At 69.2% G+C, this 25,307-nt stretch carries 22 protein-coding genes; 8 read left to right on the forward strand and 14 right to left on the reverse strand.

The features are described from left to right. Positions 1-85: 85 nt before the first annotated feature. On the forward strand, positions 86-3,691 hold the full coding sequence (locus ACKTT0_RS11445) for an indolepyruvate ferredoxin oxidoreductase family protein (protein WP_407850023.1): 3,606 nt from the start codon (positions 86-88) through the stop codon (positions 3,689-3,691). Positions 3,692-3,717: 26 nt separating this feature from the next. On the opposite strand, the gene cheD is transcribed toward ACKTT0_RS11445, so the two are convergent. The 3 genes from cheD to ACKTT0_RS11460 form a co-directional block, all read right to left on the reverse strand. Then, positions 3,718-4,377 carry a chemoreceptor glutamine deamidase CheD gene (gene cheD, locus ACKTT0_RS11450; protein WP_407850024.1) on the reverse strand — a complete coding sequence of 220 codons (660 nt, stop codon included), beginning with the start codon at positions 4,375-4,377 and terminating at the stop codon, positions 3,718-3,720. Positions 4,378-4,627: 250 nt separating this feature from the next. Continuing rightward, positions 4,628-5,536: a cell division protein FtsX gene (locus ACKTT0_RS11455; protein ID WP_407850025.1), complete on the reverse strand. Its 909-nt coding sequence runs from the start codon at positions 5,534-5,536 to the stop codon at positions 4,628-4,630. After that, entirely contained in the window at positions 5,533-6,201 is a 669-nt protein-coding gene (locus tag ACKTT0_RS11460; protein ID WP_407850026.1) for a cell division ATP-binding protein FtsE, read from the reverse strand. The genes ACKTT0_RS11455 and ACKTT0_RS11460 overlap by 4 nt, the downstream gene beginning before the upstream one ends. A gap of 196 nt (positions 6,202-6,397) precedes the next feature. On the opposite strand from ACKTT0_RS11460, the gene ACKTT0_RS11465 reads away from it, so the two are divergent. From ACKTT0_RS11465 to ACKTT0_RS11480, 4 genes are all read left to right on the forward strand, one after another. Beyond that, on the forward strand, positions 6,398-7,414 hold the full coding sequence (locus tag ACKTT0_RS11465) for an amino acid ABC transporter substrate-binding protein (protein WP_094805629.1): 1,017 nt from the start codon (positions 6,398-6,400) through the stop codon (positions 7,412-7,414). A gap of 125 nt (positions 7,415-7,539) precedes the next feature. Then, entirely contained in the window at positions 7,540-8,730 is a 1,191-nt protein-coding gene (locus ACKTT0_RS11470) for an amino acid ABC transporter permease (protein ID WP_407850027.1), read from the forward strand. Between the two features lies 1 nt (position 8,731). After that, positions 8,732-9,832 carry an amino acid ABC transporter permease gene (locus tag ACKTT0_RS11475; RefSeq protein ID WP_407850028.1) on the forward strand — a complete coding sequence of 367 codons (1,101 nt, stop codon included), beginning with the start codon at positions 8,732-8,734 and terminating at the stop codon, positions 9,830-9,832. Between the two features lie 60 nt (positions 9,833-9,892). Next, the gene (locus ACKTT0_RS11480; RefSeq protein WP_407850029.1) at positions 9,893-10,633 is read left to right on the forward strand and encodes an amino acid ABC transporter ATP-binding protein; all 741 of its coding nucleotides are present in this window, start codon (positions 9,893-9,895) and stop codon (positions 10,631-10,633) included. A gap of 1 nt (position 10,634) precedes the next feature. Here ACKTT0_RS11480 and ACKTT0_RS11485 read toward each other — a convergent pair whose 3' ends face one another. Beyond that, the gene (locus ACKTT0_RS11485; RefSeq protein ID WP_407850030.1) at positions 10,635-11,774 is read right to left on the reverse strand and encodes a glycosyltransferase; all 1,140 of its coding nucleotides are present in this window, start codon (positions 11,772-11,774) and stop codon (positions 10,635-10,637) included. Positions 11,775-11,956: 182 nt separating this feature from the next. Here ACKTT0_RS11485 and ACKTT0_RS11490 point away from each other — a divergent pair, with 182 nt between their 5' ends. Continuing rightward, positions 11,957-12,982 carry a Bug family tripartite tricarboxylate transporter substrate binding protein gene (locus tag ACKTT0_RS11490; RefSeq protein WP_407850031.1) on the forward strand — a complete coding sequence of 342 codons (1,026 nt, stop codon included), beginning with the start codon at positions 11,957-11,959 and terminating at the stop codon, positions 12,980-12,982. Positions 12,983-13,149: 167 nt separating this feature from the next. Here the strand turns inward: ACKTT0_RS11490 and ACKTT0_RS11495 are convergent, their stop codons facing one another. From ACKTT0_RS11495 to gtdA, 9 genes are all read right to left on the reverse strand, one after another. Then, positions 13,150-14,358: a 3-hydroxybenzoate 6-monooxygenase gene (locus ACKTT0_RS11495; protein ID WP_407850032.1), complete on the reverse strand. Its 1,209-nt coding sequence runs from the start codon at positions 14,356-14,358 to the stop codon at positions 13,150-13,152. A 55-nt stretch (positions 14,359-14,413) separates the two neighbouring features. Continuing rightward, complete coding sequence (locus tag ACKTT0_RS11500; protein ID WP_407850034.1) at positions 14,414-15,766, reverse strand: FAD-dependent oxidoreductase; 1,353 nt, start codon at positions 15,764-15,766, stop codon at positions 14,414-14,416. Between the two features lie 23 nt (positions 15,767-15,789). Continuing rightward, positions 15,790-16,782, reverse strand: coding sequence for a Bug family tripartite tricarboxylate transporter substrate binding protein (locus tag ACKTT0_RS11505; RefSeq protein ID WP_407850035.1), 993 nt, complete (start codon positions 16,780-16,782; stop codon positions 15,790-15,792). Then, entirely contained in the window at positions 16,775-17,155 is a 381-nt protein-coding gene (locus ACKTT0_RS11510; RefSeq protein WP_094805635.1) for a chorismate mutase, read from the reverse strand. Before ACKTT0_RS11510 ends, ACKTT0_RS11505 begins: the two co-directional genes overlap by 8 nt. A 27-nt stretch (positions 17,156-17,182) precedes the next feature. Continuing rightward, entirely contained in the window at positions 17,183-17,821 is a 639-nt protein-coding gene (gene maiA / locus ACKTT0_RS11515) for a maleylacetoacetate isomerase (protein ID WP_407850036.1), read from the reverse strand. Between the two features lie 53 nt (positions 17,822-17,874). Then, complete coding sequence (locus ACKTT0_RS11520) at positions 17,875-18,840, reverse strand: tripartite tricarboxylate transporter substrate binding protein (protein WP_407850037.1); 966 nt, start codon at positions 18,838-18,840, stop codon at positions 17,875-17,877. Positions 18,841-19,027: 187 nt separating this feature from the next. Beyond that, positions 19,028-20,287, reverse strand: a complete 1,260-nt coding sequence (locus ACKTT0_RS11525) for a flavin-dependent oxidoreductase (RefSeq protein ID WP_407850038.1) — start codon at positions 20,285-20,287, stop codon at positions 19,028-19,030. A gap of 2 nt (positions 20,288-20,289) precedes the next feature. Continuing rightward, complete coding sequence (locus ACKTT0_RS11530) at positions 20,290-20,988, reverse strand: fumarylacetoacetate hydrolase family protein (protein ID WP_028355090.1); 699 nt, start codon at positions 20,986-20,988, stop codon at positions 20,290-20,292. Positions 20,989-21,025: 37 nt separating this feature from the next. Next, entirely contained in the window at positions 21,026-22,078 is a 1,053-nt protein-coding gene (gtdA, locus tag ACKTT0_RS11535; RefSeq protein WP_028355089.1) for a gentisate 1,2-dioxygenase, read from the reverse strand. 140 nt (positions 22,079-22,218) lie between these two features. On the opposite strand from gtdA, the gene ACKTT0_RS11540 reads away from it, so the two are divergent. Continuing rightward, complete coding sequence (locus ACKTT0_RS11540; protein ID WP_028355088.1) at positions 22,219-23,154, forward strand: LysR substrate-binding domain-containing protein; 936 nt, start codon at positions 22,219-22,221, stop codon at positions 23,152-23,154. A 200-nt stretch (positions 23,155-23,354) separates the two neighbouring features. Further along, positions 23,355-23,762, forward strand: coding sequence for a DUF3592 domain-containing protein (locus tag ACKTT0_RS11545; protein ID WP_407850039.1), 408 nt, complete (start codon positions 23,355-23,357; stop codon positions 23,760-23,762). A 3-nt stretch (positions 23,763-23,765) separates the two neighbouring features. On the opposite strand, the gene glpK is transcribed toward ACKTT0_RS11545, so the two are convergent. Further along, the gene (glpK, locus tag ACKTT0_RS11550) at positions 23,766-25,295 is read right to left on the reverse strand and encodes a glycerol kinase GlpK (protein WP_407850040.1); all 1,530 of its coding nucleotides are present in this window, start codon (positions 25,293-25,295) and stop codon (positions 23,766-23,768) included. Positions 25,296-25,307 lie beyond the last annotated feature (12 nt).

The following is a 25,307-nucleotide window of genomic DNA, read 5'->3' on the forward strand; positions in this document are numbered from 1 at the left end:
ACCCCGCCCGGACCGGCCCGCCCCCCGCTTCACGAGAGCCGGCGCGCGCAGCCTGCCCGGGCATTCCTGGACCCTCGGAGTAGACATGAATGCCCCTCTCACGCCCGCGCAGCGCGCGGCGCTCGAATCCGTCCAGCTGGACGACAAATACACCCTGGAAACCGGCCGCGCCTGGATGAGCGGCATCCATGCGCTGGTGCGCCTGCCCATGATGCAGCGCGTGCGCGACCAGCGCGCCGGGCGCAACACCGCCGGCTTCATTTCGGGGTACCGCGGCTCGCCGCTGGGCGGGGTCGACCTGAACATGTGGAAGGCCGCCAAATACCTGAAGGCGCACCACATCGAGTTCCAGCCGGGCATCAATGAAGACCTGGCCGCCACCGCCGTGTGGGGCTCGCAGCAGGTCAACCTGTTTCCCGGCGCGCGCTACGATGGCGTGTTCGGCATGTGGTACGGCAAGGGGCCGGGCGTGGACCGTTGCGGCGACGTCTTCAAGCACGCCAACGCCGCCGGCACCTCGCCGCACGGCGGCGTGCTGGTGGTGGCGGGCGACGACCACCCCGCCAAGTCGTCCACCCTGCCGCACCAGAGCGACCACATCCTGAAAGCCTGCATGATCCCGGTGCTGTTCCCGGCCAGCGTGCAGGAAGTGCTGGACTACGGCCTGCACGGCTGGGCCATGAGCCGCTACGCCGGCGTCTGGGCCGGCATGAAGTGCATCACCGATATCGTCGAAGTGTCCGCCTCGGTCGAAGTCGACCCCGAGCGCGTGCAGATCGTGCTGCCGGACGACTTCCAGCTGCCGCCCGACGGGCTCAACATCCGCCTGCCCGACACGCCCCTGCAGCAAGAGGCCCGCCTGCTCGACTACAAGCTGTATGCCGCGCTGGCCTACGCGCGTGCCAACCGGCTCAACCGCGAGTTGTGGCGCGTGCCCAATGGCGAGGCGCGCTTCGGCATCATGACTTCCGGCAAGGCCTACCTGGATACCCGCCAGGCCCTGGCCGACCTGGGCCTGACCGAGCCCGTATGCCGCCGCATCGGCCTGCGCCTGTTCAAGGTGGGCATGGTGTGGCCGCTGGAATCGACCGGCATGCAGCAGTTCGCCGAAGGGCTGGACGAGATCCTGGTGGTCGAGGAAAAGCGCCAGGTGCTCGAATACCAGTTGAAGGAAGAATTGTTCAGCTGGATCGGCACGGGCAAGAAGATTCCGCGCGTGGTGGGCAAGTTCGACGACAAGGATGGCGGCGAATGGTCGGTGCCGCAAGGCAACTGGCTGCTGCCGGCGCACTATGAGTTCTCGCCCGCCATGGTGGCCAAGGCGGTGGGTGCGCGGCTGCTGCGCTTCGCGCTGCCCGACGACGTGCGCGCCGGCATCGAGGCGCGCCTGGCCTTCATCGAGGCGCGCGAACGGGCGCTGGCCAGGCCGCGCGTCACCGCCGAGCGCAAGCCGTGGTTCTGTTCGGGCTGTCCGCACAATACCTCGACCCGCGTGCCCGAAGGCTCGCGCGGCATGGCCGGCATTGGTTGCCACTACATGGTGACCTGGATGGGCCGCAACACCCAGGCCTATACCCAGATGGGCGGCGAGGGCGTGCCCTGGCTGGGACAGGCGCCGTTCACCGACGAAAAGCACGTATTCGCCAACCTGGGCGACGGCACCTACTATCACTCCGGCCTGCTGGCCATTCGCGCGGCGGTGGCGGCCAAGGCGCCCATCACCTACAAGATCCTGTTCAACGACGCGGTGGCCATGACCGGCGGCCAGCCGGTGGACGGGCCGATCGACGTGCCGATGATCACCCGCCAGGTGGCGGCCGAGGGCGTCGAGAAAATCGTCATCGTCACCGACGAGCCGGACAAGTACCGGGGCATCGCCAACCTGGCGCCTGGCGTGCCGGTCCGCCATCGCGACGAGCTGGACGCCGTCATGCGCGAACTGCGCGAACATCCCGGTGTTTCGGCCCTGGTCTACGACCAGACCTGCGCCACCGAGAAGCGGCGCCGCCGCAAGCGCAATGCGTACCCCGATCCGGCGCGCCGGGTGGTCATCAACGAGCGGGTCTGCGAGGGGTGCGGCGACTGTTCCGAGCAATCGCATTGCCTGTCGGTCGAGCCGCTCGAGACCGAGTTCGGCCGCAAGCGCACCATCAACCAGTCCAGCTGCAACAAGGACTATTCCTGCCTGAAGGGCTTCTGCCCCAGCCTGGTCACCGTCGAAGGCGGCGCCTTGCGCAAGCCGAAGGCGCTGGCGCAAGAAGGCGATATCGATGGCGGCCTGCCGCAACCGCCGCTGCCGGGCCTGGCGCAGCCGTATGGCGTGTTCATTGCCGGCGTGGGCGGTACGGGGGTGGTCACCATCGGGCAATTGCTCGGCATGGCCGCCCACCTGGAAGGCAAGGGTTGTTCCGTGCTCGACATGGCGGGGCTGGCGCAGAAGGGCGGCGCGGTGTTCTCGCACGTGATGCTGACGCAGGCGCCCGATGACTTGCTGAATACGCGGGTGGCCATGGGCGAGGCCGACCTGGTGCTGGCGGGCGACCTGGTGGTGGCCGCCAGCCAGGAATCGGTGGCGCGCATGCGCGCCGGCCGCACGCGGCTGCTGCTCAACAGCGACGTGGCGCCCACCGCCGCGTTCGTCCAGGATCCGGACTGGCGCCTGCCCGGCGCCGACCTGCAGGCCGACCTGCGCGCCGCCTGCGGCGAGGGCGGAATGGACGCGGTCGATGCCGCCGCGCTGGCGCTGGGCCTGCTGGGCGACGCCATCTATGCCAATCCGCTGATGCTGGGCTATGTCTACCAGAAAGGCTGGCTGCCGCTGGGCGAAGCGGCGTTGCGGCGCGCCATCGAACTCAATGGGCAGCAGGTGGCCAGCAACCTGGCCGCCTTCGCCTGGGGCCGGCGCGCCGCCCACGACCTGGCCGAGGTGCAGCGCCTGGCCGGCCGCGCCGCCGCGCCGCAGGACGATGGCTTCGTCGAGGTGAGGCGCGGGCAGGCCGGCGCGGCCGTGCTGGACATGCGGCGTCCCGCCGGCGAGGTCGATGCACTGGTGGCGGTGCGCAGCGAGTTCCTCACCGCCTACCAGAACGCCGCGTATGCGGCGCGCTACCGCGAGCTGGTCGAGCAGGTGGCGCGGGCCGAGCAGGCCGCCACCGGTACCACGCGGCTGGCCGCCGCGGTGGCGCGCTATTACTTCAAGCTGATGGCCTACAAGGACGAGTACGAAGTGGCGCGCCTGTACACCGACGGAGAATTCCTGCGGCAGGTCGACGCCCAGTTCGAGGGCGACTGGAAGCTGCGCCTGCACCTGGCGCCGCCCCTGCTGGCCCGCCGCGATGCCCAGGGCCAGCTGATCAAGCGCGCCTACGGGCCAGGGGTCCTCAAGCTGTTCCGTGTGCTGGCGCGCCTGCGCTTCCTGCGCGGTACGCCGCTGGACGTGTTCGGCCATACCGCCGAGCGGCGGGCCGAGCGCGCACTGATCGAAACCTACCGCAGCGACCTGCTGGCGATCCTGCCCAAGCTCACGCGCGCCAACCTGGACCGCGCGGTGGCGCTGGCCAGCCTGCCGGACACGATCCGCGGCTATGGCCACGTCAAGGAAGCCGCCATGCAGCGGGCCGCCGTCCGCCGGGCGGAATTGCTGGGCGGGTTCAGCGCGAGCGTGGTGCCGATCGGGACCCGCGCGGCCTAGAACGCACCGGCCGGGGCGCGGCGGGCTCAGCCCGCCGTGGCGCCGGGGCGGCTGAAGCGCTCGAAGCGGGGCGCGCCGAACCGTTCTACGCGGGTCGGCTTGTGGGCCGCCGCCTGCGCCGTCTGGGCCGCCGCCTGCTCGCGCTGCGCGATCAGCGCCTCGGCCTTGTGGTGGTGCGGCGCCAGCCGGCGCACCATGACCCGTCCGTCGCGCGGGAAATAACCGATGCGCCGCGCGTGGACGTCGCCCAGGTCCTGGGCCAGCACCGGGATGCCTTCCGTCTTCAGGTAGTTCAGCACGAAGCGCGCATTGCGCTCGCCGATATTGAGCTGCTGCATGGCGCTCAGCACCGCGCCGCCGCCGAATACCTTGGCCTCCAGGCGTTCGCGCGCCGCGCCTGCCTTGAGCAGTTCGTTGACCAGCACTTCCATGGCGAACGCGCCGTAGCGCATGGTGGCCGATGCGGGGGATTCGGTGTCGCCCTCGGGCAGCATGAAGTGGTTCATGCCCCCGACGCCGGCGCGCGGATCGCGGATACAGGCCGCCACGCAGGATCCCAGCACGGTCGAGATCATGATGTCGTCGCGGGTCACGTAGTACTCATTGGGCAGCACCTTGACCGCGGCGCAATGGAACGCGCTATCAAAATAGTGACGCGTTGCGCGGGCATCGGGGCGAGAGGACATAGGAACACGCGAAGAGGGCGCGGGCAACGAAGCGGGGATGACTTCAGTGCCCGGCCGGAGGGATCGGGGCAAACATCTTGTGTAACTAAATTTTTCTAATTTGGCAATGCCATGGCACGGCCGACGGTCCCCGGCGGCGGGCCGGGGCCGCGCCTGCCCGGGAATTGTCCCCAATTCTTAGCGAGGCCGGCGCCGTGCGATGACGCACTGTAGCGGGCGCCGGCCTTTTCCTTTCGGGCTATTAACGGCCTTAAAAGCGCGTATTGCGCGTGACTGACCAGCGCGCCGCCAGGGCACCCAGGATGCTGGTACCCAGCACCGCCGCGGCCAGCACCGGCAGCGCCGGCAGGCGCAGGGCGAAGTCCGCCCCGTAGCTGCGCGCCAGCCCCAGCAGGGCGTCGTTCAGCGGCGCCAGCGCCAGCGCGGCCGCGCCGATGGCCAGCACGGCCGCCAGCGCGCCGGACAGGGCGCCCAGGTACAGGAACGGGCGCCGCACGAACGATTCGGTGGCCCCCACCAGCCGCGCCACGGCGATTTCCTCGCGCTGCAGCATGGCCTGCATGCGTACCGTGTTGAAAACGGCGGCCAGCACCACGGCGGCCACGCAGGCGGCCAGGAACACCAGGCCGACGCGCGCGAAGCGCAGAATGGCTTCCAGCCGCTGCACCCAGGCGCTGTCGAGCTGCACCTGGTCGACGTGCTCCCATTGGCGCCAGGCCTGGGCGAGCTGGTCGGCGCGGCCGGCCAGGTTGTCGCCTTCGGTGAGCGTGGCGACCACTGCGTCGGGCAGCGGGTTGCCTGGCAGCACGGCCAGCGCCTGTTCCCAGGTCGGGTCCTGGCGCAGCGCGGCCAGCGCGTCGTCGCGCGGCACCACGCGCACGGCTTGCACCTGGCCGGCGTACTCGGCGCCGATGCGGCGCGCGATCTCGGCCGCCGCCCCTGCGGGCGCGGCGGTCTGCAGGAACAGGGTCAGTTCCGGCGTGACCGACACCTGCCGCGCCACCGGCTGGGCCGACACGAGGATGGCGCCGCCCAGCAGCGGCAAGGCCAGGGCCAGGGCCATGACCAGCAGGTTGGCCAGCGACGAAAACGGCTGCTTGGCCAGCCGGCGCAGGGTGACGGTCAGCGCGTAGCGGTGCTGTCGTAGCCAGGATCTCATGCTTGGGCTCCCGAGTCGTGGAACTTGCCCGGTTCCAGCCGCAGCGTGCGCGTGGCGTACTGCGACAGCAGTTGTTCGTCGTGCGAGGCGATCAGGGTGGTGACCCCGACGCGGTTGAAGTCGCGGAACACATTCAGGATGCGCCGGGCGGTGTCGTGGTCCAGGTTGGCGGTGGGCTCATCCGCGATCAGGATGGCGGGCCGGTTCACGATGGCGCGCGCGATCGCCAGCCGCTGCTGTTCGCCGCCGGACAGCTCGATGGGGTTCATGTCTTCCTTGCCCGCCAGGCCGACCTTGTCGAGCGCGGCGCGCGCGCGGGCGCCAGCCGAGTCGGGCGACTGGCCGGTCACCGCCAGCGGCAGCATGACGTTCTGCAGCGCGCTGCGGTCGTACAGCAGATGGGTGTCCTGCAGGATGACGCCGACGGCGCGGCGCAAGTAAGGGCGCGCGCGCGCCGGCAGCTTGTCGAGCCGCTGGCCGTTGACCTGGATGGAGCCGCGGCTGGCGGGCTCCAGCCCGCCGATCAATTTGAGCAATGTGGATTTGCCGGCGCCCGAGGCGCCTGACACGAAGATGAATTCGCCGGCGCTGACGCGGAAGTTGATGTCGGCCAGGATGTTGCGGCCGCGCCCGTACGATTTGAAGACGTGCTGGAATTCGATCATGGCGGCAGGGTCGAGATGAAGCAGCAATAGTACCGCGCGGCGATCGCCCGGACGTTTGTATATATTTCCGTCCCTTTTTTTCTGTGGATTCGTCAAGGGATTTCCCCCATGTCCCCGAATAACCCCAGCCGCTACCATGCCGGCGATGCTTTATGCACCCACCGCTGCATGAAAAGCTTCCTACAGGAGATCAATGATGAAAGCACTGAAATTAGCCGCCGTGGCGGCCGCACTGTGCGCGGCATCCACGGCGGCCAACGCTGGCGCGACCTTCGATAGCGTCAAGAAAAAAGGCTTCGTCCAGTGTGGTGTGTCCACCGGCATCCCGGGCTTCTCCATGGCGGACAGCAAGGGCCAGTGGCAGGGTATCGACGTCGACATGTGCCGCGCCATCGCCGCCACCATGTTCAACGACGCGAGCAAGTTCAAGGTCACGCCGCTCAATACGCAGCAGCGCTTCACCGCGCTGCAGTCGGGCGAAGTCGACGTGCTGACCCGCAATACCACCCAGACGCTGACGCGCGACACCACGCTCGGCCTGATCGGCGCCGGCGTCAACTACTATGACAGCCAGGGCGTAATGGTGTCCAAGGAACTGGGCGTCAAGAGCGCCAAGGAGCTGAACGGCGCCACCATCTGCGTGCAGCCGGGCACGACCACCGAACTGAACCTGGCGGACTGGTTCCGCGGCCAGAAGATCGAGTTCAAGCCGGTGGTGATCGACAAGTACGACGAGATCATCCGCGCCTTCTCGGCCGGCCGTTGCGACGCCTTCACGACCGACAAGTCGCAGTTGGCCTCGACCCGCACCACGCTGGAGAACCCCGACAACTACGTCATCCTGCCGGAAGACTTCTCGAAGGAGCCGCTGGGCCCGATGGTGCGCCAGGGCGACGAGCAGTGGTTCAACGTGGTGCGCTGGTCGCTCAACGCCATGCTGGAAGCCGAGGAATACGGCATCACCTCCAAGAATGTCGACGAGATGACCAAGAGCTCCAACCCCAACATCCAGCGCATCCTGGGCGTGACTCCCGGCATGGGCAAGAACCTGGGCGTGGATGACAAGTGGGCCTACAACATCATCAAGCAAGTGGGCAACTACGGCGAGAGCTTTGAGCGCACGCTGGGCATGAGCAGCGCCATGAAGCTCGAGCGCGGCCTGAACGCCTCGTACAAGAACGGCGGTCTGATGTACGGCTGGCCGGTGCGCTGAGCACGGCAGCTGCCGGGCAGGGCGGGGCTCCCCCGCCTTGCCGAGCCCGCCCGCGGCGGGCGGCAGGAGCAAGGTGGCGTCAGGATTCTCCGGCCATCCCTGTTCGACTTCTGTAGATTCATCCCATGACGACAAACAATCAGCAAGTCCCGGTGGCCGCGCCCAAGCGCAGCCTCAGCTGGAACGATCCCGGCGTGCGCGCCGTGGTCTATCAGGTCGTCGCGCTGGCTTTGGTCGCCCTGGCCGTGTGGTTCCTGGTGTCCAACACGCTGAACAACCTGGCAGTACGCAACATCTCCACCGGCTTCGATTTCATCGGGCGCGAGGCCGGCTTCGCCATCGGCGAGACGCCCATCGCCTATTCTCCCGCCGACACCTACGGCCGCGCCATCTGGGTCGGCCTGCTCAACACGCTGCGCGCGGCCGTGCTGGGCATCATCCTGGCCACCATCCTCGGCACCCTGATCGGGGTGGGCCGGCTGTCGAAGAACTGGCTCATGGCCAAGGTGTGCTCGGTCTATGTCGAGATCATGCGCAACGTGCCGCTGCTGCTGCAGCTGTTCTTCTGGTATGCGCTGATCACCGAGAACATGCCGGGCCCGCGGCAGGCGGCCAACCCGCTGCCTGGCGTCTTCATCTCCAACCGCGGCCTGAAGGTGCCGGGGCTGGAAGGCGCTTCGCTGGACTGGATAGTGGTCGGGCTGGCGCTGGCCATCGTCGGCACCATCGCGGCCGCGCACTGGGGCAAGAAGCGCCAGGAAGCCACTGGCCGGGTATTTCCGCTGGGCCGCGTGGCGCTGGGCCTGTTCATCGTCCTGCCCGTCCTGGGCTGGCTGGTGGGCGGCGCCTCGTTGACGCTCGACATGCCGGAGCTCAAGGGCTTCAACTTTGCCGGCGGCCTGACGCTGTCGCCCGAATTCGCCGCGCTGCTGGCCGGCCTGGTGATCTACACGTCGGCCTTCATCGCCGAAGTGGTGCGTTCGGGCATCCAGGCCGTCAGCCACGGCCAGTGGGAAGCGGCCGGCTCGCTGGGCCTGCGGCGCTCGCGCATCCTGCGCCTGGTGGTGCTGCCCCAGGCGCTGCGCGTGATCATCCCGCCGATGACCAGCCAATACCTGAACCTGACCAAGAACAGTTCGCTGGCGGTGGCCATCGGCTATCCGGACATCGTCTCGGTGGTCAACACCACCATGAACCAGACCGGCCAGGCCATCGAGGGCATTCTCATCATCATGGCGGCCTACCTGACGGTCAGCCTGTCCATATCGATCTTCATGAACTGGTACAACAAGCGCATCGCGCTGGTGGAGCGTTGACATGAGCACGACTACGCATATCCCCAGCGAAGGCCTGCCGCCGCCCAGCAACCAGGTGGGCGCGTGGCCCTGGCTGAAAGAGCGCCTGTTCTCCTCGCCCCTGAGCATCCTGGCCACGGTGCTGGTGGCCTGGCTGCTGCTGATGGCGGTGCCGGCGTTGGTCGAGTGGGCGTTCCTGCAGGCCGACTTCACCTCGGCGACTTCGCAGGAATGCCGCAAGGCGGCCGGCGCGTGCTGGGCGTTCATCGTCGAGAAGCACCGCCTGATCCTGTTCGGCACCTATCCGTACGATGAGCAGTGGCGGCCCCTGCTGGCCACCATCATCCTCATCGCGGTGATCGTCTGCAGCGGCCTGCGGCGTTTCTGGAACCTGCGCCTGGCGCTGATCTGGGTGGTCGGCCTGACCGCGGTGGCGATCCTGATGTGGGGCGGCGTGTTCGGCCTGACCTACGTCGAGAACTCGCGCTGGGGCGGCCTGCCGCTGACGCTGATCCTGTCGACCTTCGGCATCGCCTTCGCCTTCCCGTTCGGCGTGCTGCTGGCGCTGGGCCGCAAATCGAAGATGCCCGCCATCAAGGCGCTGTGCGTCGTGTACATCGAGCTGATTCGCGGCGTGCCGCTGATCAGCCTGCTGTTCATGTCGTCGGTGATGCTGCCGCTATTCCTGCCGGTGGGCTTTTCCATCGACAAGCTGCTGCGCGCCCAGATCGCCATCATCATGTTCGCGGCGGCCTATATCGCCGAGACGGTGCGCGGCGGCCTGCAGGCCATCCCGAAAGGGCAGTACGAAGGCGCCGACTCGCTGGGCCTGACCTATTGGCAGCAGATGCGCAAGATCATCCTGCCGCAGGCGCTGCGCATCGTCATCCCGCCCCTGGTCAGCATCTTCATTGCCCTGTTCAAGGACACGTCGCTGGTGGTGATCATCGGCATCTTCGACCTGACGCTGGCGGCCAAGGCGGCCCTGTCGGACGCGGCCTGGCGCGGGTTCGGGGTGGAAGCCTATGTCTTCATCTCGCTGATCTACTTCGTGTTCTGCTTTTCAATGTCGAAATACAGCCAACGCCTGGAAAAACGCCTGGCGACCGGACACAAACGATAGCTGCCGGGCCCGCGCCCGCCGACGGCGGGCCGGGCCGGCGCACCTTATGGGAGTACAGGCATGAGCGATGCCATCATCCGCATGCAGAACGTGAACAAGTGGTACGGCCAGTTCCACGTGCTGCGCAACATCAACCTGGACGTGGCGCCGGGCGAGCGCATCGTGGTGTGCGGCCCTTCCGGGTCCGGCAAGTCGACCATGATCCGCTGCATCAACCGCCTGGAAGAACACCAGCAAGGCCAGATCATCGTCGACGGCACCGAGCTCACCAACGACCTCAAGCACATCGAGACGATCCGCCGCGACGTCGGCATGGTATTCCAGCACTTCAACCTGTTCCCGCACCTGACCGTGCTGGAGAACCTGACCCTGGGTCCGACCTGGGTGTTGAAGAAGCCGCGCGCCGAGGCCGAGGCCACCGCGATGAAATACCTGGAGCGCGTGCGCATCCCCGAGCAGGCCAACAAGTATCCCGGCCAGTTGTCCGGCGGCCAGCAGCAGCGCGTGGCGATCGCGCGTTCGCTGTGCATGAGCCCGAAGATCATGCTGTTCGATGAGCCTACCTCCGCCCTGGATCCCGAGATGGTCAAGGAAGTGCTGGACGTGATGGTGACGCTGGCCCAGGAAAGCGGCATGACCATGCTGTGCGTGACGCACGAGATGGGCTTCGCGCGCAAGGTGGCCAACCGCGTCATCTTCATGGACCGTGGCGAGATCATCGAGCAGAACAGCCCCGACGAGTTCTTCGACAACCCGCAGAACGAGCGCACCAAGCTGTTCCTGAGCCAGATCCTGCACTAGCCTAATGGCGCTCGGCACCCGCCGGCCGCGCGGCCACCGCGCGATACACCCGGGCGGTGTCGTCCAGGAAGGGCCGCAGGTCGAATGCCGCGAGGCTTTTCAGGCGAGCGGCCCGGCCCATTTCCCGCAGGTCGTGGGCGCCGCCGGCAATGCCGCGCAGGACCCCGGCCAGCGCCGCCGGCCGGGCCGGCGGGACGATCCAGCCGTCCCGCCCCGCGTCGATGTTCTCGGGCAGGCCTGCATAGTCGGTCACGATGACGGGCCTGGCCATGGCCATCATTTCCCGGCAGGCGAACGAAATCGTCTCCACGCGCGTGGACAGGACGAAACCGACGTCGATGGCGGCGATGAAAGGCCGCACATCCCGCAGCGCGCCGACATGGGTGATCTGGTCCTGCATGCCCAGGGCCGCGAGGTCGGCGCGCTGCGACGCGCTGAACGGCTCGCCGGCCAGCGCGATGAGGAAGCGGTCGGCGAGCTTGGCGGGCAGCAGCGCGACGGCGCGCACGATGTCGAGCCAGGCTTTGTAGGACGCCGTGCCCGCGTTGCTGCCAAGCACGATGCGGCCCTCGGCGCGCGCGCCCAGCAGCTCGCGCCGGTGCATCGCCGCGGCCTGGTCGTCGAGCGGCTTGAAGTGAGCGGTGTCCACGCCATTGAAAATGACGCTCACCGCGCCGGCGCCGTAGGGACTGGCGCGGACACGCTGCTCGACGTGCCGGCATACGGCGATGACGTGGTGCGTGCCGAAGCGGGCGCGCAACGCGGCGCCGAGGCGGGAGATCGGAATGGTGTTGTGCTTGGTGAAGACAATGCGCGGCGGGTCTTTCATGCACCGCGTTGCCAGGATCACCAGGCGGTGGTCGGCCGATCCGTTGACGTGGACGACGTCGAACCGTCCGGCCTCCAGCGCGGCGCGCAGCGTGCGCAAGGCGGCGGGAAGCTTGTACAGGCGCGACGGATAGTCCTGCGCATGTGTCGTGACGCCGGGCATTTGCGTGGCGAGCGCGTACAGGGCGCTGGAAGGCGGGGCCGCCACCGAGATTTCGAACTGCCCGGCCAGGCCCGCGGCCAGGCGGGATACATAGACCGTGTGTCCGCCAATGTGCGGGCCGGCGTGGAAATTCGTGTAGAGGATCTTCATGGGCATGGGCGCCGGGGGGAGCTTCCCGGACCATACGCGCTGCCGCATGTCGATCCGCTGTCCGCGCGCTGACAAATCCGTCAGCAAGCGCAGCGTGCCCGCCGGCCTTGCCGGGCAACGCCGCCAGGGCCGCTGGAGTATGCTACGTGCCGCACAGAAGCACATCCTGGAGACCAGAAAAAATGCGCAACCCGCTCTCTTGCCCCGTTTCACCCGTCCGCCGCACCCTGGTGGGCGGCGCCGTGGCCCTGGCCGCGACCCTGTCCTGCCTGGCGCCGGCCGCCGCGCAGGGCACCGACTTCCCCACCAAGCCGCTGCGCTTCGTGGTGCCGTATCCGCCCGGCGGCCCGCTCGATTCGACTGCCCGCCTGCTGGCGGAGAAAGTGCGCGCCTCGCTGGGCCAGCCCATCATCGTCGAGAACCGTTCCGGGGCGGGCGGCAACATCGGCGCCGACCTGGTGGCCAAGGCCGCGCCTGACGGGTATACGCTGGTGATGGGCGCGGTGGCCACGCATGCCATCAATCCTTGGCTGTTCGCCAACCTGCCGTACGACCCCATCAAGGATTTCGCGCCGGTCACCATCGTGGCGGCAGTGCCCAACGTGCTGGTGATGAATGTCGATTTCGCCAAGAAGAACGGCATCGAGTCGCTGGCCGACCTGATCGCCTACGCCAAGAAAAACCCGGACAGGCTGAATTACGGCTCGGGCGGCAACGGCAGCGCCGGGCACCTGGCGGGCGAACTGCTCAAGGCGCGCGCCGGCATCAAGGCGGTGCACATCCCGTACCAGGGCGCGTCGCCGGCGCAGCTTGCCCTGCTGGGCGGCCAGTCCGATTTCATGTTCGACAACCTGGCCTCCGCGGCGCCGCTGATCAAGGACGGCAAGGTCAAGGCGCTGGCCGTGACCACGCTGCAGCGTTCTTCGCTGCTGGCCGACGTGCCCACCATGGACGAGGCCGGCGTCAAGGGCTTCGACCTGGGCACCTGGTTCGGCGTGTTCACCACCGGCGGTACGCCGGCCACCGTGGTCGCCAAGCTGAACCAGGCCTATGCCGAAGCGCTGCGCCAGCCCGACGTGCGCCAGCGCCTGCTGGCCATGGGGTCGGAAGCGGAGCCCATGACGGCCGAGGCGTTCGCCGCATTCGTCAAGAAAGAGAAAGACAAGTACCAGGAAATCGTCAAGCTCTCGGGCGCCAGCCTGAACTGATCCGCCCGGCATGCCGCGCCAATGAGGCGCGGTGTCTGACACCTGTTCCGTTCGAGCACCTGCCGTGGCGCGCTGGTGAGGGGCGGTGTCTGACACCCCGTGCGATGTCCGTGGCCGGCCTCGGGGTGGGGCATGGGGTGTCAGACACCTTGCATCCACCCCGGCGGTTATTCCCGGGCGCCGGCCAGGCAGTTTTCCACCTTCCACCCGTACAGCCACTGCAGCGCATCGTAGAACTGCGCCTGGGTGCGGCCGGCCCACAGGCTGTTGCGCACCTGGCGCTCCACGCCCCGGGCGTGGTAGATGCGGCCCATCTCGCGGGTCGACCACACCACGCGTGCGCTGCGCGGAATGCGCACCGACTCGTACAGCCGGAAGGCCGCCTGCAGGTCGCCGTCGCGGGCCTTGACGGCCTCGCCCAGCGTGGCCGCATCCTCCAGCGCCATGCACGCGCCCTGGGCCATGTACTGGGTCATGGGGTGGGCTGCGTCGCCCAGCAGCGTGATGCGGCCTTGCCCCCAATGCTCGACGGGCTCGCGGTCGGCGGTGGCCCAGCGCCGCCATGACGTGGGGCGGTCCAGCATCTGGTGCGGGCGCGGGTGGATGCCCTGGAAATAGCTCAGCACCTCCTGCTTGCTGCCGTCGCGCACGCCCCATTCTTCCTGCTCGCGGCTGTGGAAGGTGACCACCAGGTTGTACTGCTGGCCGCCGCGCAGCGGGTAGTGCACCAGGTGGCAGCGCGGGCCCGCCCACAGCACTGGGGCGTTGATGCGCAATTCCTCGGGCATGTTGTCGCGTTCCACCACCGCGCGGTAGACCACGTGGCCGGTGACCCGGGCGGGGTCGCCCACCATGCGCTCGCGCACCACCGACTTGACCCCGTCGCAGCCGACCAGCGCGTCGCCGCGGTAGCGCCGGCCCTGGGCGTCCGTCACCTCGACCTGCGCGCCGTCCTGCCGTAAGTCCACGATCTGCGTCGAGGTATGGAAACTGATCAGCGGATCGCGCTGCACCGCCTCCAGGATGGACAGGTGGATGTCGGCGCGGTGGATGACCGCGTAGGGGCCGCCGAAGCGCGCGCGGAAGTCGGCGCCGGTGTCGATGCGCACCACTTCATGGGCGTCGACCGCGTCCATCATGATGATGTGGTCGGTGTACACGGCGCGGCCGCGCGCCGTCGCGCCCACGCCCAGCGCGTCCAGCGCCGCGAAGGCATTGGGCCCGAGCTGGATGCCGGCGCCGATCTCGCCGATGTGGCTGGCCTGTTCCAGCAACTGCACGGCGATGCCCTGGCGGGTCAGCGCCAGCGCCGCGGCCAGGCCGCCGATGCCGCCGCCCACCACGATGGCGGTTTGAGTCGTCGTTGTGCTGCTCATATGCGTTGCTCCTGCTGACTGGCCGGGCCGGCAGCCGGCCGGGTATGGCGGGGCTTCATGCCGGCTCCCCCAGGAAGGCGCCCTGGCGGCGCAACTGCTCCTGCACCGCTGCGGCGGGCAGCCGGCCGGGCGCCACGCCCGCGCGCAGCGCCAGCGCCGCGGTAGTGCCAGCGGCCTCGCCCATGACGAAGCAGCTGCCGCTGACGCGGGCGGCCGACTGGCCCTCGTGCGTCATGCCGGCGCAACGGCCCGCCACCAGGACGTTGGCTGCCGCGCCCGCCTGCTGGCGCGGCACGATCATGCGCAGCGGCAACTGGTTGTAGCCGCGCGACTCGGGAATGGGCGGCCAGACCCACTGCACGTCGCCCGCCACATGGATCTCCAGCGGCCAGCCGTTCACGCCGATGCTGTCGGGGAAGTCGGCGCAGCCCAGCACGTCATCGCGGCTGAGCATGTATTCGGCCACTACCCGGCGCGTCTCGCGGATGCCCAGCTGCGGTGCGATGTCCAGCACATAAGCCTGTTCGAAACCGGGCACCCGGGCGCGCAGGAAAGCCAGGTAGTCGACGATCTGGCGGCGGCCTTCCAGTTCGCCGGTCGACAGCGACAGCGCATCGGTGCCGTCGGCGGCCGAGCCGTCGGGGTTGCTGAGCTGTGTCACGTTGACGCGCCATTCATAATCGTGCTTCTGCGGCCGCACGATGGCGCCGCGCCGCGGGAAATGGAAGTCGCCGCTGGCCTCGGCCTCGTCCATCAGCCGCGGGATGGTCTTCCACGCTTCACGCGCGCGTTCGCCGTCGACATTGCCGACCTTGAACATCAGCGTCGGGTACATCATGTGGCCTTGCCCGTCGCCTTTTTCGAAAGGCAGGCCGGCCCAGTGCGCGATGTCGGCGTCGCCCGAGCAGTCGATGAAGACGCGGCCGCGCACCGCGCGGCGGCCCGACTTGGTTTCCAGCAACAGGGCATCGACCGCGCCGTCCGCGCCGCGCACGATGCCGCCGGCCAGGGCGTGGAACAGCACCTGGGCGCCGCTGTCGCGCAGCAGCCCGTCGGCGGCGCACTTGAACGCCGAGATGTCGTACGCCTGGGCGTGGATCTTGCCCAGGATCAGGTGCGGGTCGTTCAGGCCGTCGAGCGCGCGCATGCGGTCCAGCAGCTCATCGGCCATGCCGTGCACCACCTGGCGGATGTCGCCGTGCACATTGGCGTGCAGCCCGCAGAAATTGGACACGCCGGCCGCCGTGCCCATGCCGCCCAGGAAGCCGTAGCGTTCGAGCAGCAGCACGCTGGCGCCGTTGCGGGCCGCGCTGGCGGCGGCCAGCAGGCCGGCCGGGCCGCCGCCCAGTACGACCACGTCGTATTCGCCATGCAGCGGGACCTGGCGGGAGGGTTCGGTAACGTACATCGGTTGCTCCTCGGGGCTGCGCGCTACTGCGCCTGGATGCCCAATTGCTTGATCAAGGGCGCCCAGCGCCGCAATTCGTCATCCATGTAGGCGCGGAATTCGGCGGGGCTGTTGCCGACCGGCTCCATGAACTGGGCCTGCAGGCGCTGCTGCACGGCCGGGTCGCCAATCGCCTGGACCAGCGCGTCGGCCAGCTTCTTCTGGATATCGGCCGGCACCTTGGACGATACGACAAAGCCGATCCAGGCCGAGCCTTCGATGCCCGGCACGCCCACTTCGGCCAGCGTGGGAATGTCGGGCAGCAGCGCCGAGCGCTTGGACGAAGTCACCGCCAGCGCTTTGAGGCGGCCGTCCCGGACCATCGGCATCACCGCGATGGGCGGCAGCGCCGCGAACTGGGTATCGCCGGCCAGCACCGAGCTCAGCGCGGCTGGCGACGAGGGGTAGGGCACGTGCACGGCCTTGGCGCCGATGCGCTGCAGCAGCAGCTCGACCGACAGGTGCGAGACGGTGCCGGCGCCGGGCGACGGGAAGTTGTATTTGTCCGGCTGCGCCTTGAGCGCCTCCAGCAGCTGCCCGATGTCGGCGATGCCGGACTTGGCGGGCACCACCAGCACGTTGGGCTGGTGCACCGCCAGGGTCAGGGCGGCGAGGTCCTTGAAGGGGTCGTAGGGCAACTGCTCGAACAGCACGGTGTTGTTGACCAGCGGGCCGGTGATCGACACGCCGAAGGTGTAGCCGTCGGGCTTGGCATTGGCGATGGCGGCCGTGCCGATATTGCCGCTGGCGCCCGGCTTGTTCTCGACCACGATGGTCTGGCCGAGGATGCTGCCGGCCTTGTCGCCGACGACGCGCGCCACTTGGTCCGGGCTGGATCCGGGGCCGAACGGCACGATCAGCTTGAGGGGTTGCGCGGGCCAGCCGGCCGCCTGCGCGCCGGCCAGCGGCACCAGCGCCGCGGCCAGCATTCCGGCGCAAAGGCTGCGGCGCCAGTGGCGCGCGATGACTTCATTCATGCCTGTCTCCTGTGGGTGTCATTTTTTCGAAGTAGTGCTGCTCATTGGCGATGAAAGCCGCCACCATGGCGCGGTAAGTGGCCTCGACCACCTCCTCCAGGTTCTCGAAGCCGCGGTCGTGGCGGCGCGCCAGTTGCCGCGCCCGCGCATAGACCTCGGCCTGGCGCGCCGGCGCGCTGACCTGGAAGGCGTCGCGCTTGAAGCGGGCGGCATCCTTGACGTACATGGCGCGTTCGGCGATCAGCCGCACGATCTCGTCGTCCAGGCGGTCGATGTGGGCGCGCACTTCAGCCAGCGTGGCGCATAGCGGCCGGTAGGCCGGGTCCTGGTAGGCGCGCAGGGGGCCTGCCTGGGGATCGGGTTCAATGGGCATGGTGCGGGTCTCCCTATGCAAGCGGCCTCAGCCGGCGAAGTCGGGTTGCTGGCGCGGCGCGGCGGCCTGGAAGGCGGGCTGCGCGCTGCAGTGGCCGGCCACGCGCATGACGTTGGGGTAGGCCGACAGGTCGCAGCCCATGCGTTGCGCGTTAGCGACCTGCGGCACCAGGCAGCAGTCGGCCAGCGTGGGGGCCGCGCCGAAGCAGTAGGGGCCGTCGCCATGGCGCGCCAGCAGCGTCTCGACCGTGGCCATGCCTTCGCCGATCCAGTGGCGGTACCAGGCGTTCTTCTGCTCGTCCGACGCGCCCAGCACTTCCTGCAAGTAGCGCAGGATGCGCAGGTTGTTCACTGGATGGATGTCGCAGGCGATGGCGTACGACAACTCCAGCACGCGGGCGCGCCGCGCCGTGTCGGCCGGGACCAGGCGCGGCTCGGGATGCGCGGCGTCCAGGTAGTCGATGATGGCCAGCGACTGGCCCAGCGCGAATGGGCCGTCCTCCAGCAGCGGCACGTTGGCCGACGGGTTGCGCGCCACGTAGTCGTCGGCCCGGTGCTCGAGCCGGCGGATATTGACGGGCCGGTAGTCGTAGGGCAGGCCCTTGAGGGCGAGCGCGATGCGCACCCGGTACGAGGTCGAGCTGTTGAAGAAGCTGTGCAGTTGCATGGGATCTACGGAGTGGGTGGCGGGAAGGGCAGGGGCGCCGCGCAGCCGGCGGCCTAGTCGGCGCTGATGCCGGTGCGCGTGATGACGTCGTCCCAGCGCTTGGCGTCCTTGGCGACCAGTGCGCCGAACTCGGCCGGGGTGGAGGTGGCCGGCACCATGCCTTGTGCGTCGAACGCGGTGGCGGTGGCCGGGTCTTGCAGGATCACGTTGATCGCCTCGTTCATGCGCTGGATGATGGCGGCCGGCGTGCCGGCGGGCGCCAGCACGCCGTACCACATGTCGACATCGGCGCCCTGCAGGCCCGCCTCGGTCAGGGTCGGCACGTCCGGCAATTGAGGCAGGCGCTTGGGGCTGCCGGTGGCAATGACCTTGAGCTTGCCGGCGCGTACTTGCGGCAGCGCCACGTGGACCGGCAGGAACATGTAGTCCAGGCGTCCGCCCAGCATGTCGGTCACCGCGCCCGCGGTGCCTTTGTAGGGCACGTGCAGCATGTCGGCCTGGATGCGGTCCAGGAACAAGGCCATCGACAGGTGGTGCGGGGTGCCCACGCCGGGCGTGCCGTAGGTGAGCTTGCCGGGCGCCGCCTGGGCGGCCCGGGCCACATCGGCCACCGTGGCGGCCGGATTGGACGGATGCGTGACCAGCAGCAGCGAGCCCCACGAGGTCTGGCCGACCGGGGCGAAGTCCTTGAGCGGATCGAAATGCAGCTTGCCTTTGTACAGGCTGCTGTTCATCACCAGCGTGTTCACGGTGACCAGGAAGGTATAGCCGTCGGGGGCGGCGCGCGCCGCCTTCTCGGTGCCGATGTTGCCGCTGGCGCCCGGCAGGTTTTCCACCACCACCGGCTGGCCCAGCTTGCCGGGCAGGTGCGCCGACAACTGGCGGGCGATCAGGTCGATGCCGGTGCCCGGCGTGAACGGCACGATCAGGGTGATGGGGCGCTCGGGCCAGGCGGCCTGGCTGGCGGCGGCCGCCAGCGACAGGGCCAGCGCGCCCAGGGCGCGTATGAGGGTAAGCATGTTTGTCTCTCCTGGTGTTGTTGTGGTGTCGTGGCCGTGCGAGGTGTCTTGTGAGGTGTCAGACACCCTATGCATCCGTGATAAGCGTCTCTGGAGAGGTGCCAGACACCCTGCGGGTGTCTGGCACCTGTTCAACACCTGTTCATCCTTCCGCGTGCCCGGCAGCTGGCCGTCTGTGCGGCGGCCCCTACAGGAACGACGCGCGTGCCTTCAGGCTGGCCGGGTCGAAGCCGGCGATCTGCTTGTAGCGGTTCGAGATGCCTTCCAGTTCCGCGCGGCTGATCACGTCGTCGATGCGCTGGTACGGCCGGTCGCCGGAACGTTCGTAGACTTCCCGCAGGATGGCGTCGGGCGGGTTGGCGCGGTTGGTCAGCACCACGCGCGTGGTGGCCTCGACGCGCACGCGGTCGTATTCCTGCAACGCCGCCGTGCCCAGGCCCTGCCGCTTGAGCTGGCCGGCCAGGAAGCGCGCGTCGATCACCGCCTGGCCGGCGCCGTTCGAGCCGCGCGGCACCATCGGGTGGGCGGCGTCGCCCAGCAGGGTGACGCGTCCGCGCGTCCAGGTCGGCAGCGGGTCCTGGTCCACCATGGGATATTCCAGGATCGATTCGGCGTTGCGGATCAGCGCCGCGACGTCCAGCCAGTCGAACTGCCAGTCGGCGAAAGCGGGGTAGAAGTCGTCGAGCCGGCCGGCGCGGTTCCAGTCGCGCTGCGCGGGTACCGGCGCCTCGATCTCGGCCACCCAGTTGATCAACTGGTTGCCCTCGGCGTCGATGGCGTCGCGGATCGGATAGATGACCATCTTGCCGGTCGCCAGCCAGCCGGCGCGCACCATGCTGCCGCCGCTCAGGAACGGCCGGTGGCGCGTCACGCCGCGCCACATGTTGACGCCGGAATAGCGCGGCGGCCCTTCGTCGGGATAGAGCTGCTTGCGCAGCGCCGAATGGATGCCATCGCAGCCCACCGCGATGGCGCCGCGCACCGGCGGCAGCGCCTGGCCGGCCGCGTCGGTGAAGTGCGCCGTGACGCCGTCGTCGTCCTGGTCGACCCGCAGGCAGCGGTGGCCGGTCACCACGCTGTCCGGGCCCAGGCGCTCGCGTACCGCCGCCAGCAGCGCCATTTGCAGGTCGCCGCGGTGGATCGAGTATTGGGGCCAGTCGTAGCCGGCGGCCTTGCCGGCCGGCTCGCTGTAGATGAACTGGCCGTGGCGGTTGAAGAAGATCGACTCGCGGGTGTGCACGCCCAGCGCATCCAGCGCCGGCAGCAAGCCCAGTTCGTCGAGTTCGCGTGCGGCGTGCGGCAGCAGGTTGATGCCCACGCCCAGCGGCCGGATCTCGGCCACGGCTTCATAGACGCGGCAGCCGATGCCGGCCTGGTGCAGGCTCAGCGCCAGCACCAGGCCGCCCACGCCGGCGCCGACAATGACGACTTCGGTGTCGCGCTGCATGGCTACACCACCTTCACGCGCAGCGTATCCAGCCCGTCGACGCCGCCTTCCATGAGGTCGCCGGCGACCACCGGGCCCACGCCCTCGGGCGTGCCGGTGTAGATCAGGTCGCCCGGCTCCAGCCGGAAGTAGCGCGACAGGTAGGCGATGGTCTCGGCCACCGACCAGATCAGCTTGGCGGTGTCGCTGCGCTGTCGGTCCTGGCCATTGACTTGCAGCCAGATCGCCGCGCGCGACAGGTCGCCCGCCTCGGCGGCGCGATGCAGCGGCGAGATGGGCGCGCTCTGGTCGAACGCCTTGCCCAGCTCCCAGGGCCGGCCGGCCTCGCGCATTTTCATCTGCAGGTCGCGGCGCGTCATGTCCAGGCCCACGGCATAGCCCCAGACGTGGGCCAGCGCGTCGTCCACCGCGATATTGCTGCCCGCCTTGCCGATGGCCGCCACCAGTTCGATCTCGTAGTGGTAGTTGGCGGTCTCGGCCGGATAGGGGATCTCCAGCGTGGCGCCCGGCTCGGCCGGCACCACCGCGTCGGCCGGCTTGCAGAAGAAGAACGGCGGCTCGCGGTCGGGATCGAAGCCCATTTCGCGGGCGTGGGCGGCGTAGTTGCGGCCCACGCAATAGACGCGGCGCACGGGGAAGCGCTCCTGGCTGCCGGCCACGGCAATGGTGGTCGGCGCGGCGGGCGGGAAGACGAGAGACATGGGCAAACCTTCGGTGTTGCGTAAAAGGGGAAAGGGATCAGGCCTCGCGCGACTCGCGCAGCAGGCCCAGCGCGGCCTGCACGGGCCGGTCGGAATAACTGAACAGCGTGGCGTCCTCGAGCGCGCCGAGCTGCACCGGCTGCCAGGACGGCGCCACGAAGATGTCGCGCGGGCCGAAATCGAACTGCTGGTCGCCGATGCGCGCCGTGCCGCGGCCTTCCACCACGCTGTAGACGGTGGAGTCGGTGCTGCGGTAGGTCCTGCCATGAAAGCCGGCCGGCAGGAACTGCATGAAGGTGGCCATGGTCGGCATCGGGTAGCCGCCGGTGGCGGGGTTCACATAGCGCAGCTTGACGCCGTCCCAGGCGTCGAGCTCGCCATGGCGGTACAACTGGTCCAGCGCCTCGCGGCTGCGCTCGTACGGGTAGTTGAAGATCGGCGAGGAGCCGCCGCCCGGCTGGTAGCGCACCGGCAGCATGTTGTGGCTGAAGCGCGCGGCGCTGTCGCCCTCGGGCCGGCTGACCGGCTGCGTGGCGGTCGGATAGTTCTCGGCGAAGCCGGCATCCAGGAACCGCAGCAGGGGAATGTCCAGGCCGTCCAGCCAGATGACCGGCTCGCCGCCGTCGGCGGCCTCCGGGTTGCCGTGGTCGTGCCATGTCCACGACGGCGTGATGATGAAGTCGCCGGGCCGCATGGTGGTGCGCTCGCCGTCCACGGCGGTGTAGGCCCCGCGCCCTTCGACGATGAAGCGCAGCGCCGACTGCGTATGCCGGTGGCTGGGGGCGATCTCGCCGGGCAGGATCAACTGCAGCCCGGCGTACAGGGTCTGGGTGATGCTGGCCTGGCCCGGCAGCCCGGGGTTCTCCAGGATCAGCACGCGGCGCACGGCCTCTTCGGCGCTGATCAGCTCGCCGGAGGCCAGCACGTCGGCGCGCACGTTCTCGTACTTCCAGATGGCCGGCAGGCAGCGCGAGGCCGGCTGGCGCGGCACCAGGTTGTGCAGCGATTCCCACAGCGGGGCCATGTGCTTCTGGGCGATGCGGGCGTAGTAGGCGGCGCGCGCGTCGGCGTTGACTGGGCCGTCGGGCATGATTTGTCTCCGGTTCGGGCCGGCCGGGCATGGCCGGCCGCTGCTGGCGATGTTGTTTCAGCCATTATGCGGCGCCAGGTATGCTCATTAAAATGAAATAATCTTATTATTCATACGTAAAACAATATGGGTGGAGACTCATGGACTGGACCCACCGGCTGCGCCTGCGCAACCTGAAAATGCTGTTGAGCCTGGCGCAGACGCGCAACATCAGCCATTCGGCCGCCATGCTCAACACCACCCAGCCGGGCCTGTCGAAGTGGCTCAAGGACCTGGAAGAGGACATCGGCCTGCCGCTGTTCGAGCGCCATGCGCGCGGCCTGCGGCCCACCCCCTACGGCGAGGCGCTGATCGCGCATGCCCAGCGCATCGACGCGCAGCTCGACCGCGCCAGCGGCGACATGGCGGCGCTGCGCGAAGGCGGGGGCGGGCGCGTGGTCATCGGGGCCTCGGGCGCCTCGGCGTCGGACACCGTGCCGCTGGCGGTCATCCGCCTGCTCGAGCGCATGCCGCAGGCCCGCGTCAAGCTGGTCGAGGGCACCACCGACCGCCTGCTGGCGCAGCTGGCCCAGGGCGAGCTGGACATCGTGGTGGGCCGCTACGCCCCGGAACACCACGACCCGGCGATCCAGTCCGAAGCCCTGTACCTGGAGCCCATCCACCTGGTGGCGCGGCCCCGCCATCCGCTGTTCGCGCTGGCCGCGCCGCAATGGGCCGACCTGCGCGCCTACCGCTGGATCCTCTGGCCCAAGGGCACGCCCATCCGCAACGCGCTGGACACCGCGCTGGAAGCCGTGGGCCTGTCGGCGCCGGCCGACGCGGTGGAGTCGAACTCGGTCACGGTGAACCTCACGCTGATCAACAACAGCGACATGATCGGCGTGGCCTCGCATCGCGCCGCCCTGCGCTTTTCGCAGATGAATGCGATGCGCATCGTGCCGCTGCGCCTGTCGGGCTTCGGCTCGGTGGCCATGTATTGGCGCCGCGAGACTTTCCTGCCGGCCGCGGTCGAGGCCGCCATGGCGTGCCTGCGCCAGGCTGTGGCCGACCATGCCCCGGGCGGCGCGGCGCGCTGAGCACGTGCTGGCGGGCGCGGCCTGCAACAGGGCCGTCCGGGCAGCGCTACTGCCACCTTGAATTGAAGTATTGGCGTCATCCGGCTTGCCTAGCATTGTCGCGGAGCCGCGCGGCTCCGGCCTTGCGCGCCGCACCAGACGGACGAAGCCGGGCCGGTCCCGCGCGTGGTCAATATCTTTACTCGAGGACGCCTGCAGGGATGAGCAACGCCGGATGGTGGGTGATCGGGACAGTGGCGGGGCTGGCGTTCGTGGCGTTCGTGGCCATGATCGTGCGCGACGCGGCCCGCCCGTATGAGGATGAGCGCTCGCTGGCGGAGCGCCTGGCGCGCACCGGCCAGCAGGCCCTGGCCGAGGTGCTGAACCTGGAGCGCCAGCCGGGCGGCGACGTGTACGCCGTGCCGATGAAGCTAGGCCTGCGCTATGGCGATGCGCACGGCCGCCAGCAGCGCGTCGACCTCAGGGTGTACATCGACCGTGAACTGCTGTCGGCTTTCATGCCGGGCAAGATCGTGCACGTGCGCTACGACGCCCGGCATCCTTCGCGCATCGCCGTCGACCGGCAACTCAGTCCCACCGAGATTCCCGCTGCCTGGCGCGAAAAGTAAGCCCTAGCCTCCGTCGCCGGCGCGCGCCCAGCCCTTGGCGTGTTCCACCGCCTGGCGCCAGCGGGCCAGGCGGGCCGCGCGGCGGTCGGCGTTCCAGGTCGGCTCGAAGCGCCGTTCGGCTTCCCACTGGCTGGCGAATTCGTCCAGCCCCGTCCAGAAGCCGGTGGCCAGGCCGGCCAGCCCGGCCGCGCCGCGCGCCGTCGATTCGGATACGCGCGGGCGCACGACCGGCACGCCCAGCAGGTCGGCCTGCATCTGCATCAGCAGGTCGTTGCGGGCCGCGCCGCCGTCGACCCGCAGCTCGGACAGCTCGATGCCGCTGTCGGCGTTCATGCAGGTGAGCAGTTCGGCGCTCTGCAGCGCGATGGCCTCCAGCGTGGCGCGCGCCACGTGCGCGGCGGTGGTGCCGCGGGTCAGGCCCACCAGGGTGCCGCGCGCATACGGGTCCCAGTCGGGGGCGCCCAGGCCGGCGAAGGCCGGCACCAGGAACACGTCGTCGGTATCCGGCACGCTGGCCGCCAGCGCCTCCACCTGGTCGGAGCGCTGGATGATGCCGAGTCCGTCGCGCAGCCATTGCACCGCCGCGCCCGCCATGAACACGCCGCCTTCCAGCATGTAGGTGGGCCGCCCGCCCGGGCCGGCGCCGTCGGCGGGCAGGCCCCAGCCCACGGTGGACAGCAGGTTGTTGCGCGACGCCACCGGGGCGTCGCCCACGTTCATCAGCATGAAGCAGCCGGTGCCGTAGGTGTTCTTGGCCATGCCCGGCACGAAGCACGCCTGTCCGAAGGTGGCGGCCTGCTGGTCGCCGGCGATGCCGGCAATCGGGATGGGGCCGCCGAACCACTCGGGCAAGGCCTGGCCGATCTCGGCGCTGCTGGGCGCCAGCGACGGCAGCACGCTGCGGGGGATGTCGAACAGCGCCAGGATTTCGTCGTTCCAGTCCTGCGTGTGGATGTCGAACAGCAGGGTGCGTGACGCGTTGCTGGGGTCGGTGCTGTGCACCGCGCCGCCGGTCAATTGCCACACCAGCCACGTGTCGACCGTGCCAAAGGCCAGTTCTCCGCGCCGGGCGGCCTGGCGCGCGCCGGGCACGTGCTCGAGCAGCCAGGCCAGCTTGGTGCCGGAGAAGTAAGCGTCCAGCACCAGCCCCGTGCGTTCCTGCAGCAGCCGGTCGTGGCCTTGCTCGCGCAGCTTGTCGCACAGCGGCGCGGTGCGGCGGTCCTGCCAGACCAGCGCGTGCGCCAGCGGGCGGCCGCTGGCGCGGTCCCAGATGAGCGTGGTCTCGCGCTGGTTGGTGATGCCGATGGCTGCCACGTCGGCGGCCGTGGCGCCGGCGTTGCGCAGCGCCTCGCGGGCGACGTCGAGCTGGCTCTGCCAGATCTCGCCGGCGTCGTGCTCCACCCAGCCCGGCTGCGGGTAGTATTGGCGGAATTCGCGCTGGCCCACGCCGCGCGCATGGCCGTCGCGGTCGAACACGATGGCGCGCGAACTGGTGGTGCCCTGGTCCAGCGCCAGGATGAACGATCTCGTCACGGTACCCCCCTG

It is taken from the genome of Bordetella saccharivorans (assembly GCF_045862855.1).
Classification (GTDB): domain Bacteria; phylum Pseudomonadota; class Gammaproteobacteria; order Burkholderiales; family Burkholderiaceae_B; genus Bordetella_A; species Bordetella_A petrii_F.

Bases quoted from the DNA above. Each gene is read 5' to 3' on its own strand.
- ACKTT0_RS11445 (WP_407850023.1), top strand. From the start codon at position 86: ATGAATGCCCCTCTCACGCCCGCGCAGCGCGCGGCGCTCGAATCCGTC.
- cheD (WP_407850024.1), bottom strand. From the start codon at position 4,377: ATGTCCTCTCGCCCCGATGCCCGCGCAACGCGTCACTATTTTGATAGC.
- ACKTT0_RS11455 (WP_407850025.1), bottom strand. From the start codon at position 5,536: ATGAGATCCTGGCTACGACAGCACCGCTACGCGCTGACCGTCACCCTG.
- ACKTT0_RS11460 (WP_407850026.1), bottom strand. From the start codon at position 6,201: ATGATCGAATTCCAGCACGTCTTCAAATCGTACGGGCGCGGCCGCAAC.
- ACKTT0_RS11465 (WP_094805629.1), top strand. From the start codon at position 6,398: ATGAAAGCACTGAAATTAGCCGCCGTGGCGGCCGCACTGTGCGCGGCA.
- ACKTT0_RS11470 (WP_407850027.1), top strand. From the start codon at position 7,540: ATGACGACAAACAATCAGCAAGTCCCGGTGGCCGCGCCCAAGCGCAGC.
- ACKTT0_RS11475 (WP_407850028.1), top strand. From the start codon at position 8,732: ATGAGCACGACTACGCATATCCCCAGCGAAGGCCTGCCGCCGCCCAGC.
- ACKTT0_RS11480 (WP_407850029.1), top strand. From the start codon at position 9,893: ATGAGCGATGCCATCATCCGCATGCAGAACGTGAACAAGTGGTACGGC.
- ACKTT0_RS11485 (WP_407850030.1), bottom strand. From the start codon at position 11,774: ATGAAGATCCTCTACACGAATTTCCACGCCGGCCCGCACATTGGCGGA.
- ACKTT0_RS11490 (WP_407850031.1), top strand. From the start codon at position 11,957: ATGCGCAACCCGCTCTCTTGCCCCGTTTCACCCGTCCGCCGCACCCTG.
- ACKTT0_RS11495 (WP_407850032.1), bottom strand. From the start codon at position 14,358: ATGAGCAGCACAACGACGACTCAAACCGCCATCGTGGTGGGCGGCGGC.
- ACKTT0_RS11500 (WP_407850034.1), bottom strand. From the start codon at position 15,766: ATGTACGTTACCGAACCCTCCCGCCAGGTCCCGCTGCATGGCGAATAC.
- ACKTT0_RS11505 (WP_407850035.1), bottom strand. From the start codon at position 16,782: ATGAATGAAGTCATCGCGCGCCACTGGCGCCGCAGCCTTTGCGCCGGA.
- ACKTT0_RS11510 (WP_094805635.1), bottom strand. From the start codon at position 17,155: ATGCCCATTGAACCCGATCCCCAGGCAGGCCCCCTGCGCGCCTACCAG.
- maiA (WP_407850036.1), bottom strand. From the start codon at position 17,821: ATGCAACTGCACAGCTTCTTCAACAGCTCGACCTCGTACCGGGTGCGC.
- ACKTT0_RS11520 (WP_407850037.1), bottom strand. From the start codon at position 18,840: ATGCTTACCCTCATACGCGCCCTGGGCGCGCTGGCCCTGTCGCTGGCG.
- ACKTT0_RS11525 (WP_407850038.1), bottom strand. From the start codon at position 20,287: ATGCAGCGCGACACCGAAGTCGTCATTGTCGGCGCCGGCGTGGGCGGC.
- ACKTT0_RS11530 (WP_028355090.1), bottom strand. From the start codon at position 20,988: ATGTCTCTCGTCTTCCCGCCCGCCGCGCCGACCACCATTGCCGTGGCC.
- gtdA (WP_028355089.1), bottom strand. From the start codon at position 22,078: ATGCCCGACGGCCCAGTCAACGCCGACGCGCGCGCCGCCTACTACGCC.
- ACKTT0_RS11540 (WP_028355088.1), top strand. From the start codon at position 22,219: ATGGACTGGACCCACCGGCTGCGCCTGCGCAACCTGAAAATGCTGTTG.
- ACKTT0_RS11545 (WP_407850039.1), top strand. From the start codon at position 23,355: ATGAGCAACGCCGGATGGTGGGTGATCGGGACAGTGGCGGGGCTGGCG.